Raw genomic sequence first — 11723 nt, forward strand, 5'->3', positions numbered from 1 at the left:
CTCCAGAATAATTGCTCTCACACTGACCCGATATCGCGCAAGACTTTTTCGAGCATCTCTTTTCTTTCTTCCGCGGTTTCCAGCGACCGAAGCTTCTCGGAAAGTGCCGTAACCGTCCCGGCATAAAGATTGTGCCAGTCGTCGCGCGAAAGTTCTTCACCCGAAAGGCGCGCCTCCGGAATGGCAGGTTTGGCATCGCCCTTCTTGAGCGTGACCGTATCATCAAGCATTGGCATGGAAATCAGCTTTTCTTCAATCCCGTGCGCCACCAGAACCTCGCGGAAGGCCGCGCGTGCACCCTCCTCGCCGTGGGTCAGGAAAATCTGACGCGCGACAGGCAAGCGGTTCTTTGTCCACTGTAAAAGCATGTCCTGGTCGGCGTGACCGGAATAGACATCAAGCGTGCGAATACGTGCGCGCACTTCAATTTCATCCCCGTGGATCCGCACATGCTTGGCTCCGCCCTGCAACACGCGCCCGAACGACCCCGCCGCCTGAAAACCAACCAGAAGCACGGTGCTATTGGCGCGCCAAAGGTTGTTTTTCAAATGGTAGCGAATACGCCCCGCATCGCACATGCCACTCGCCGAAATAATGATCGCGCCGCTTGTAACCTGGGCCAGCTGTTTACTGGCCTGCACATCCGGGACCATGTGGAATTTCGGGTGCGACAAGGCCTGCGCGTCACCGCGTTTGAGGTGCTTGGCAAAAACATCGGTTGCGCGCTGTGCCAACGGGCTATCGACAAAGACATTAGCTGGTGGCAACTCACCGCGATTGAAAAGATGGGCCAGGTCGACAAGCAGTTCCTGCGTTCTGGCAACCGCAAAGCTTGGAATCACCAGATTGCCGCCACTCTCAAGCGCGTCGCGCACTTCCTCACGCAACATCGAACGGCGTTCTTCATCCGTGATCACCGGACGCGCGCGATCACCATAGGTGGTTTCGACAAACAGATAGTCGATATCCTTTGGTGCTTCGGGGGCCTCGTTAAACACGGCCTCCCCGGTTCCAACGTCGCCGGAAAACAGCAAACGGGTCGGTTTGCCGTCTTCGTCGCCGTTTTCAATTTCCACCTCGATCGATGCCGAACCCAGAAGATGGCCAGCATCCCAGAATCGCGCCCGCACGCCTTCAATCACCGGCAACCATTCGTGATATTCCACCGTTTTAAGCTGCGAAAGCGTATTCTCGGCATCTTCGCGGGTGTAGATCGGGGTTACTTCCGGGCGTCCACGGCGGGCATTGCGACGATTAAGACGCTCCACCTCGCTTTCCTGAATATAGCCAGAGTCGGGCAGCATATAGGTCAGCAGATCACAGGTCGGTTCGGTTGCGTAAATCGGCCCGCCGAACCCAGCCTTGACCAGTTTCGGCACAAGACCGGTATGGTCAATATGTGCGTGTGTGAGCAAAACAGCCGAAATCCGGTCCGCCTCAAACGGGAACTTGCCATAGTTCAGTTCCCGAACCGTCTTGCTGCCCTGGAACATGCCGCAATCGACAAGGAAATTGCCGTGATCTGTCTGCAGGAAATAGCAAGACCCTGTCACGCCGCCAGCAGCACCACAAAACGTTACCGATATCGTCATTCTATTCACTTTCGCGGATTGGAACCGACCCAACAGTCTGGCAAACCATCATCGTTTGCAATGATTTGGATCATTTTTGATGAAGTCACTGCAAGCCTTGCAGCGGCAGATAAAGGACGCTTTCGCCCTTCATGATCTGACCGCAATCTTCGGGCACTTCAATCAGGCCTTCAGCCCAGACCATGGATGACAACATCCCCGAACTGGTTGAGGCAAAGGCAATTGCTTCGACCTCGCCGTCATCATTCTGGACCAAACGCGCCCGCAACCATTCGCGCCGTCCGGTCATGCGTTTGAAATCAAATCCGGCCCGCACCGGAATGCGGGTGGGCGCCAGTCGGGATCGATCCGACCCCATGGCATGACGCAACAAGGGCAGCACATACAACAAACCGGAAACCAGAACCGAAACCGGGTTCCCCGGCAGCCCGATAACAAGACAATCGCCGATCTTGCCGCGCATCAGTGGCTTGCCCGGCTTGATCGCCAGTTTCCAGGCGATGATTTCGCCAAGGCTTTCGACAACCGGCTTTAATAGATCCGCCTTGCCGACCGAAACCCCGCCAGAAGTCATAATCACGTCATGGGACTTTGCCGCATCGGCCAGTGCACCTTGCAGCACATCAAAATCATCGGCCAGCAAGCCAAGGTCGGTAACCTCGCATCCAATGGAGCGCAGCATTCCGATCATGGCAAAGCGGTTGGAATCATAAATGCCGCCGGGTGGCAAAGGGTCGCCGGGAATGGCTAGCTCATCACCGGTCGAAAATACGGCAACCTTTAATGCCCGGGCCACCGACAAGGTGCCACAGCCCTGCCCGGCGGCAATTGCAATATCCTGTGGCCGCAGGATCGCGCCCGCCGACAGGACGGTATCGCCCGCCTTGATGTCTTCGCCCTGCCAACGGATATTCTGATGCAGGCTGGTGCGCGCAATCACATCGGCATCAATTTCAATGATGCTTTCATCGGCGTTGGCCGTGACATTTTCCTGAATGATCACGCAATCCGCACCATCCGGGATTGCGGCCCCAGTCGCAATACGAATAGCCGCACCCTTGGGCAGTATCCCGTCATAGGGATGCCCGGCCAATGAAACACCGACCACCGGAACCGGCCCATCAATCGCCGCAAGGTCTGCGTGGCGCAGGGCATAGCCATCCATGGCCGAGTTATCGACGGACGGCATCGAAACCTTCGCCACCACGTCCTGACGCAAAACGGCACCATAACAATCGCTGATCGGGCGATCTTCGGCAGGCGCCATGACCGGCACTTCGCCATAAGCGATCTCGAGTGCATCGGAAAGTTTGGTCAGTCCCGGTTTGATCGTTTGCATCTGGATAGTTTCCTGCCGGCCCTTGGTCTTGTTTTGATTTTCAGATCCACAATCAGGATAGCCTGATCGCAGACGCGGCGCATCAGGATTGTCCACCATGCCCCGGACGGGATTTGGAAATAGCACGGCTCAGCATGATCACCGGCACAACACCCACCAGCACAATGGTCAGCGCCCCAAGGGCAGCATGTTCGATCATTTCATCCTTGGCGAACTGATAGACATGAGTGGCCAGCGTATCAAAATTGAACGGACGCAAAATAAGCGTTGCTGGCAGTTCCTTCATGCCATCGACAAAAACCAGCACCGAGGCGGCCAGAATACCGCCGCGCACCATCGGGAAATGAATACGCTTAAGCGTTCCCCAAGGGCTTTCACCAAGGGTGCGGGCTGCGTCATCCATACTTGGACGCACCTTGCCAAGGGCGGCCTCGATCGAGCCATAGGACACCGCCATGAAGCGCACCGCATAGGCAAACACCAGCGCAAACACCGTGCCGCTGAGAAGCAACCCGGTTGAGATGCCGAAGGTATCGCGCATGACCGCATCCAGCGCATTGTCAAACCGGGCAAACGGGATCAGAACCCCGATGGCAAGCACAGCACCCGGCACGGCATAACCAACCGATGACAAACGCACAAAGAACTTCAAAAGCGGTTGCGGGAACAGGCGGAGCGCATAAGCCATAAAGATCGCACAGCCAACGGCCACCAGTGTCGCAAGCCCCGACACCAGAAGGCTATTCCCGGCAAACTCAAAGAAATCCGCCGTCCAGCTTTGATCAAAATAGCCGATGGAATAATAGATCAGCACCAGTGACGGCACGACAAAGCCCAACACAATCGGCAGGATACAGACCGCCAGCGCCCCGGCCTTGGCAAGCGGGGTCAGTTCATAGCCCGGCAGTTCCTGAAATCGGCTGGTGGTGTCATGGAAACGCTGGCGGCGGCGTGAATAGCGTTCGATGACCATCAGCGCAATCACCACAGCCAGCATGGTCAGTGCAATCTGTGCCGCCCCACCGGCATTGCCCATCCCCAACCAGACATTGAAAATGCCCGCCGTCAGGGTATGAACCGCAAAGAAATCGATCGTGCCGAAGTCATTGAGCGTTTCCATCAGGGCGATCACAACGCCGACAACGATGGCCGGTCGTGCCAGCGGCAGGGCCACCGTCAAAAACGAACTCCAGGCACTCCGTCCCAGAATACGGGCCGCTTCAATCGCGCAGATCGATTGCGACAGGAAGGCTGCACGTGCCAGCATGTAAACATAAGGATATAGCGTCAGGCTAAGGACAATGATCGCACCGCCCTTGGTGCGGATATCGGGGAACCAATAATCGGCCGCCGATTGCCAGCCAAACATATCGCGCAGCATCCCCTGCACCGGCCCGGCATATTCCAGAAGATCGGTATAGACATAGGCCACGATATAGGCCGGAACCGCCATGGGCAGCAGCATCGCCCATTCAAAGAACCGCTTGCCCGGAAGCCGGCACATGGTCACGACCCATGCCGAGGCCACCCCGATCAGAGTCACCCCGATGCCAACGCCCAGCATCAGAATCCCGGTATTTTTTAGGTACCTTGGCAACATGGTCGATGCCAGATGCGGCCAGATATTCTCCGTCGGGAACAGCGCGATCCACGCCACCGCAACAATCGGGGCTGCCACCATCGCCGCAACAATAAACGCCCCGATCAGCCAGACAGCCGACTGACCACGCGGCAACCAACGCATTGCCGTGCGCCCGGATGGCGCACGCATCGGATCGAAGGTTTCCGTCACGGCGGCGGGCCGGATATCCTCTTCCTCTGGCGTCTGGCAAGCGTTGTTCAAGGCTGTTTCCGTTTCCTGCGTCGCGATCATGCCACCCTTTTCTGGGTGGCCGGTCTTGATACCTTGGGATCAGCGTTCGGTCTACTCGTTAAAGCCGACTTCATCAATCAGACGGATCGCCGCCCCGCGGTTGGCAGCAACCGTGTTGAGCGGCAAATCATCATGAACGAACGTGCCCCATGCCCGAACCCGTTCGGACCAGGCGACCCCTGGTTTGACCGGATATTCGAAATTGATGTCGGCATACATATGCTGGGCTTCGGCACTTGAAAGGAATTCCACCAGTTTGATGGCGTTTTCCTTGTTCGGAGCGTATTTCATCAGCGCCACACCGGAAATATTCACATGCGTGCCGCGATCCCCCTGATTGGGGAAGACGATGCGCACCTGCTTGGCGGCATCTGCCTTGTTCGGATCATCCAGCATCTTGCCGTAATAATATGAATTGCCGATCGCCACATCACAGACGCCCTGTGACACCGCCTCGATCTGGTCAGTGTCCCCGCCTTGTGGTTTGCGTGCCAGATTGTCCTTAACCGCACTCAGCCAGGTTTTGGTTTCTTCTTCCCCGTGGTGGGCAATCATCGAGGCTATAAGGGCAATGTTATAAACATGCATGGCGGAACGCACACAAATGCGGCCCTTCCATTTCGGATCGGCCAGTTCCTCATAGGTGGTAATGGCATCAGGCGCGACACGATCAAGCGATGTATAAAGCACACGCGCACGGGTCGTCATCCCGACCCAAAGCCTGTCATCATCGCGAAACTGATCAGGGATATTCGCATCCAGCACAGCACTTTCGATCGGCTGGGCGATATCGGCATCCACCGCATCCTGAATACGCCCGATATCCACGGTCAAAAGCAGATCGGCAGGCGTATTGCGCCCTTCATGCTTGATGCGTTCCACCAGACCGCTTTGCGAGAACAACGTATTGACGCGAATACCGGTTTCCTCGGTAAAGCGCTTGAACATCGGCTCGATCAGAAACGGCTGTCTGAGCGAGTAGACATTGACTTCCTCTGCAGCATGGGCGGCGGACAGGGCTGAAAGCCCCATCGCGGAAACAACAAGACCAAGAACGGTTTTGCGCAGAGAAATCATAAATGCCTCATCTGGATCAGCTGCAGGTGGCGCAGCAATTAGGAATGATTTGTATTTGCTAAGCGCGAAATTAAAGGGCCAGCACGCTTTTTTGCAAGCACGAAAACCACATAGCTGCCATGGATCGGGTCACAAAACCGCGACGATGGCGCGCATCCGCCCTGCCCCCGGGAACAGAAAAAGGGGTGGCATCACACCACCCCTTTCAAAAAGCCATTCAAGCTCAGTCGGTTTGACTATTCGTTATAACCGATCTCATCGACCATCTTGATCGCATCCGGGCTGAGGCGGGCAATTTCGGCCAGCGACAATTCATCGGCCTTGAACGTGCCCCAGGACTTTACGTTATCGGCCCATTCGACGCCCGGCTTGACCGGGTATTCGTAATTGACCTCGGCATAGATTCCCTGCGCCACATCATCAGACAGGAATTCCATCAGCTCGATCGCGTTTTCGCGGTTCGGCGCATCGGCAATCAGGCTCATGCCCGAAATGTTCATCGACATGCCACGACCGTCCTGATTGGGGAAAACAAGGTTGACCGCATCCGCCCACGCACGCTGTTCCGGATTATCGAGCATCTTGCCGTAGTAATAGGTATTGCCGATCGAAAGATCACAAACGCCTTCCTTGATCGCCTTGACCTGTGCACGGTCATTGCCCTGCGGCTTGCGTGCGAGGTTGTTCTTAAGACCCTGCAGCCATTCCTTGGCCTTTTCCTCGCCATGGACGGCGATCATGGATGCAAACAGCGCAACGTTATAAACATGGCTGCCCGAACGGGTGCAAATGCGCCCTTCCCACTTCGGATCGGCAAGATCTTCGTAAGAAGTAATTTCACCCTCTTCCACGCGGTCTTTGGAGGCATAAATCGCACGACCACGCTGGGTCAGGGCAAACCAATGACCTTCCGGATCGCGCAGATGGGCCGGGATGTTGGAAGCCAGGGTATCGTTTGAAACCGCCTCGGTCACGCCGGCATCAACCGCCTGCTGAATGCGGCTGATATCAACCGTCATCAGGATATCGGCCGGGCTGTTTGCGCCTTCCTGCTTGATGCGTTCGACCAGACCTTTTTCAGCAAAGATCACATTAACGTCGATGCCGGTTTCGGCGGTGAATTTCTCAAACAGCGGCTCGACCAGAAACGCCTGACGCAGGGAATAAACATTAACTTCCTGTGCGGTTGCGGTTGTCGCCGCGATCGCGGTTGCGCCAAACACGGCCCCGCCGATGAGCTTTTTGATATCCATGTGAACGATCCCTGTTGAATTTGCTTTGGGCGTTAAATGCCCTGACGTTGCAACTTACTTGCATCTGCAATGCAATTAAGATCAACTCGCATTCAATTCAACAGTGTTTCACCCTTTTCAACCGGGCAGTGTGACTCACTTCACTTATGCCAATGTGCGCATAAAACGGAATGATGTGGCCTTCAAAGCACGTTAAACGACCCGCCACTCGATTGCTTCCAGGCATCAAGGAATTCCTGATAGGCGGGAATGTCCCCTGCCCGCTCTTCAAGCCAGCCCACGGTCAGATTGATCGCATGGTTATAGCCATCATGATCGGTCATCCCGGTATGAAGCGCATGACGCAGATACAGCAAATAGGTATTCAGAACATCCGTCTCGCAATAGCGGCGAATGCCATCAATCTCGCCATTGTCAAACATGTCGGACACCTTGCTGCCATCGACCCCGGTCTTGCCGGGCAGATCAAGGGCGGCACAGACTTCATTCATCTTGGTGCGGGCCGATGCACCGTAATCCGAGAGAACCTCGGCCAGATCACAATGCCAGTGCGGTGCATAGCGTGCGGTATAGTTTTCCCACTTGTTTGACGCCTGATGCAGCCAGCGGGCCGACACCCCATGCTTCATCGCACGGTATTTCAGAACCGGCAAATCAAACCCGCGACCATTGAAACTGACCAATCGTGGATACAGCTTGCCGCAATAGGCAAAGAAGCCATTCACAAGGTCCTTTTCTTCGGATGCAAGCTCCCCACCCGATCGCAGTTCTTCGATCTCATACATTTCAAGATCGCCGTCGCGCTGAATGGTCGCGCGCAGAAAGCTGATCGCCACCACCTTGTGAAACGGCTGACGCGGGAAGCCATTGCGGCCACTGGTGATTTCAAGATGATAATCTTCAAGCATCTTGCGCCCGGTTTCCGGATCGGGCGCGGTTTCACCGGTCAATTGCGGCAAGACATCAATATCGGGCACGGTTTCGATATCAAAGACGAACAGGCTGGAATGCATCATGGCGGCCCTCAATTCAAAATGCCCGGTAATGTGTTTTGCCCAACATAACGACAATGCCAGACAAATTCACGGGCGGAATTAAACCAATCTCCGCGACAACCGTAAATCACACCACCTGACATCTCCTGCCATCCCTGTCAGGAGCATTGTGCAATGATATCAATATTAAAACGACATCACGTCGACGTGACATCTCATACCGGGGGTTGCGCGCATTTGACAGCCAAGTCTAGAATTGCCGCACCTGTATCAGGGGCACGGTCACATTGAAGTCGGGACCATAGGGACTCCCGATGATTGCGGTCCTCCCGCACCGACCATGCATTTGATGCGATTCCGGACCGCAACAACGAAGGGACAGAAGGATGAAAACCCTGCCTACCGGAGCCGCAATGCTGATGGCCGCTGGCCTCGCATTTATTTCCCATTCAAGCGCAAACGCGCAAGACGCGACCTGCGAGATTGATCGTCCGGTGATGTTTGCCGGGCTCAATTACGACAGCGCGCTTTTCCATAACGCCGTCGCCCGCTTCATCATTGAAAAGGGCTATGGCTGTCAGACCGATGCCCTGCCTGGCGATGTCATTCCGCTTCTGACCGGGGCTGGCAAGGGGGACGTTGATGTCGTCATGGAAATCTGGCGCGACAACGTTGCCGAAGCCTGGACCAAGGCCGAAGACGCCGGCAATGTCAGCCAGATCGGGGTTAATTTCGATGACGCCGTCGAAGGCTGGTTCGTGCCAAGCTACGTGATCGAAGGCGATGCCGATCGCGGCATCGAGCCGATGGCACCTGACCTCAAATCGGTCGATGATCTGGCGAAATATACCGAACTGTTCGAAGACCCGGAAGAACCCGGCAAGGGCCGTTTTTATAACTGCCCGTCAGGCTGGGTCTGTGAAAAGGTCAATTCGGCCAAACTTGGCGCCTATGGCCTTGATGATGATTTCACCAACTTCCGCCCGGGCACGGGGGCTGCGCTGTCGGCGGCCATCGCATCGGCACACAAACGCGGCAAACCGGCCCTTTATTACTATTGGGGGCCGACCTGGGTGATGGGTCTTTATGACAGCACGCGCCTTGAAGAACCCGCCTATGACAAGGCGATCTTTGATGCGCTGAAATCTGAGGAAAACCCGACCAAGGCCACCGCCTACCCACAAAGCACGATCACGATTGGTGTCAATAACGACTTCAAAGACGCCGCACCAACCCTGATCAATTTCCTGACCAACTACGAAACCAGCAACGCGCTGGTCTCGGAAATGCTGGCCTACATGCAGGAAAACAACGAAAAGCCCGATGGGGCCGCGATGCACTTCCTGAAATCCAAGCCAGACGTCTGGAAAGCGTGGGTGCCGGAGGATGTTGCAGCACGGGTTGAGAGTGCGATGTAAGCAACAAAGACCTTAGAGCTATCAAACACCCCGCGGGAGAAATCTTGCGGGGTGTTTTGTGTTTGGAGAGCACAAAACACAATTCCCGATTGCAAACCAAGACCAAGGCACGTTTAATCAGATAAACAGTATAAACCGCCTATTGCGTTGGGGAGCGACATGAATCGGCAAGAGACACTCGCTCTTCTGAAAGAAGGCAAAGACGTATGGAACTATTGGGCTAAGAATATGCTCCGTAAGCGCCAGGACTTGGAAGATACCGGGGACTGGTTGTCAACCTTCGATGAGAATACGGGGGCAGAAGTTGCTGAAAATCAGAAAACCCGAAAATGGTTTGAAGATGCGAAGGCCGTCTTCAAGGGATTCCATGCCAATGAGATATTTGAGAGGCCTTTGGTCATTAACGGAATAATATTTCCGGCTGATGTTCACATGGCAAATCTCACTTACTCTAGTGATCTTTTTCTTGAACAATGCGAATTTTTGGGAACACTATTCGCCTCAGATGTAAAAACAAAAAGGTTCACGTCCTTTAAAGATTGTGTTTTTCACAAATCCGTACACTTTTCTGATTCACAGTTCGCATTTAATTGTTCTTTTAATGGTGCAACTTTCAACGGGCGCGCTGATTTTCGAGCAGCCTATTTCGGAAAGGCAGCCATCTTCGATGACAGCACTTTTAGAGGTTTTTGCGACTTCGGAAGCGCAGAGTTCGAGGAAGGCGCGCGCTTTAAAGATACCGTTTTCGAAGACATATCGTTCTTCCGGAGCACGAAGTTTAATTGGTACTCAGAGTTTACGAACACCAAGTTTCGGGCAGGAATCACCTTCGATGAGGCTCAATTCTCTAAAGAAGTGCGCTTTAACTTAACCCAATTCGAGAAACCCGCATCTTTTAGACGTTCTGTTTTCAAAGATGAAGTTTGGTTTCAAGGCGCACAATTCAAAAAGGCTTGCAACTTTGAAGATGCAACGTTCGACGGCACAGCGCTGTTCAGTAACGCGCGCTTTAAAGAAGAAGCATCTTTTGAGAACGTAAATTTCTTGAACCCTACCTCTTTTGAAAACTCTATTTTTGATGGACCCGCATCATTCAGGTACTCTGAGATCGGAAGAAAACTCGATCTTAATCAAACGTATTTCAGAGAAATTCCTGATTTTCGGCAAACCCATTGTGAAGAGGCCCCTTTACTTGACAACGTCAAAATTGGTCAACGCATTGCCGAAATTCCAGCTATTTCCGTTGGCGAGAACTTCTCCGTAACCGCGAAATATCGTGCACTCAAACGTCTTGCCATTCAGGGACATGATCATAAGCACGAGGTTGAGTTCTTTGCAGAGGAGCTCAAATCGCGCCGGTTGATGGTTTACACGCCGCGCGATCCAAATTGGTGGCTAAGTTTTCTCTTTGACGAATTGTCTGATTACGGACGATCTATCGCAAGACCGCTGATGTACTGGCTTGGCGTGGTCATGCTGTCCGGCGTGCATTATATCGCAATGGCGACACCATTGGATATTGCGCGTACAGAAAAATGCTTGGCGGGTGCTGGTTCACAAGTAAACACCGCTTTCCAATTGGCCTTTGCTAAAGGGCTACTTGTTCCGGGACTGGCAGACCGGTCGATTGTAACGCAGGCATATGACTGCCTTTTTGGTGATATCATTCCAGGAAGTGCGACTGTCGTTGCAGGTGTTCAAACATTGTTGTCAGCAATCTTGCTGTTTCTATTGCTGCTGGGTATCCGCAATCGCTTCAAACTGAAATAGGGCTAAACGAGAACAGCACCTAGCCTTACTCATTTCCTGCAGCAAGCTGACAGTGCGTAAGACGTTTGAAGCGCCATGCAGCCCATAGACGATATACGAAGTTTGCGATCCGACGGATAATCGGCAGTGCGACAATAGCTGCCAAGACACGCCATCTATCTAGCTGGCGCCAGATCAGAATGAACGCATCGGCACCTGCATGCCATTTCCCATCTGAATCTAGGGCGCGCATTTGCTTTAAGCCTTGGACAAGGGAAATGCCGTGTTTTTCAAGATCACCGGCATGTTCCGTGACGTCCCGCCAGTCGAACACGCCCTTTGGCGCTATCTTGCGGTAATACTTGATTTCGCGCGAACAGAGACCGCATTTTCCGTCATAGAACACGGTGATCATCGCAACCTCTCT

General features: G+C 54.0%; 9 protein-coding genes. 2 read left to right on the plus strand and 7 right to left on the minus strand.

What is annotated here, in order from left to right; all coding sequences use genetic code 11:
* Nucleotides 1-17 precede the first annotated feature (17 nt).
* The 6 genes from ACXAIA_RS06790 to ACXAIA_RS06815 all read right to left on the minus strand — a co-directional run bounded on the left by ACXAIA_RS06790 (nucleotide 18) and on the right by ACXAIA_RS06815 (nucleotide 8150).
* Nucleotides 18-1592 carry an MBL fold metallo-hydrolase gene (locus tag ACXAIA_RS06790; protein ID WP_475348671.1) on the minus strand — a complete coding sequence of 525 codons (1575 nt, stop codon included), beginning with the start codon at nucleotides 1590-1592 and terminating at the stop codon, nucleotides 18-20.
* A gap of 85 nt (nucleotides 1593-1677) precedes the next feature.
* On the minus strand, nucleotides 1678-2931 hold the full coding sequence (locus ACXAIA_RS06795) for a molybdopterin molybdotransferase MoeA (RefSeq protein ID WP_475348672.1): 1254 nt from the start codon (nucleotides 2929-2931) through the stop codon (nucleotides 1678-1680).
* 82 nt (nucleotides 2932-3013) lie between these two features.
* Nucleotides 3014-4804 (minus strand): ABC transporter permease, encoded by a 1791-nt coding sequence (locus ACXAIA_RS06800; protein ID WP_475348673.1) that lies wholly within the window; start codon nucleotides 4802-4804, stop codon nucleotides 3014-3016.
* Nucleotides 4805-4855: 51 nt separating this feature from the next.
* Nucleotides 4856-5881 carry a Fe(3+) ABC transporter substrate-binding protein gene (locus tag ACXAIA_RS06805; RefSeq protein ID WP_475348674.1) on the minus strand — a complete coding sequence of 342 codons (1026 nt, stop codon included), beginning with the start codon at nucleotides 5879-5881 and terminating at the stop codon, nucleotides 4856-4858.
* Nucleotides 5882-6117: 236 nt separating this feature from the next.
* Complete coding sequence (locus ACXAIA_RS06810) at nucleotides 6118-7134, minus strand: Fe(3+) ABC transporter substrate-binding protein (protein WP_475348675.1); 1017 nt, start codon at nucleotides 7132-7134, stop codon at nucleotides 6118-6120.
* A gap of 182 nt (nucleotides 7135-7316) precedes the next feature.
* A complete protein-coding gene (locus tag ACXAIA_RS06815; RefSeq protein ID WP_475348676.1) occupies nucleotides 7317-8150 on the minus strand; it encodes a 3'-5' exonuclease in 834 nt (277 codons plus the stop codon).
* Between the two features lie 365 nt (nucleotides 8151-8515).
* On the opposite strand from ACXAIA_RS06815, the gene ACXAIA_RS06820 reads away from it, so the two are divergent.
* Nucleotides 8516-9547, plus strand: a complete 1032-nt coding sequence (locus ACXAIA_RS06820; RefSeq protein ID WP_475348677.1) for an ABC transporter substrate-binding protein — start codon at nucleotides 8516-8518, stop codon at nucleotides 9545-9547.
* A gap of 159 nt (nucleotides 9548-9706) precedes the next feature.
* Entirely contained in the window at nucleotides 9707-11317 is a 1611-nt protein-coding gene (locus tag ACXAIA_RS06825; RefSeq protein ID WP_475348678.1) for a pentapeptide repeat-containing protein, read from the plus strand.
* A gap of 25 nt (nucleotides 11318-11342) precedes the next feature.
* Here the strand turns inward: ACXAIA_RS06825 and ACXAIA_RS06830 are convergent, their stop codons facing one another.
* Nucleotides 11343-11711: a thiol-disulfide oxidoreductase DCC family protein gene (locus ACXAIA_RS06830; protein WP_475348679.1), complete on the minus strand. Its 369-nt coding sequence runs from the start codon at nucleotides 11709-11711 to the stop codon at nucleotides 11343-11345.
* Nucleotides 11712-11723: the final 12 nt, after the last annotated feature.

The organism is Thalassospira sp. ABL2_045 (assembly GCF_056161285.1).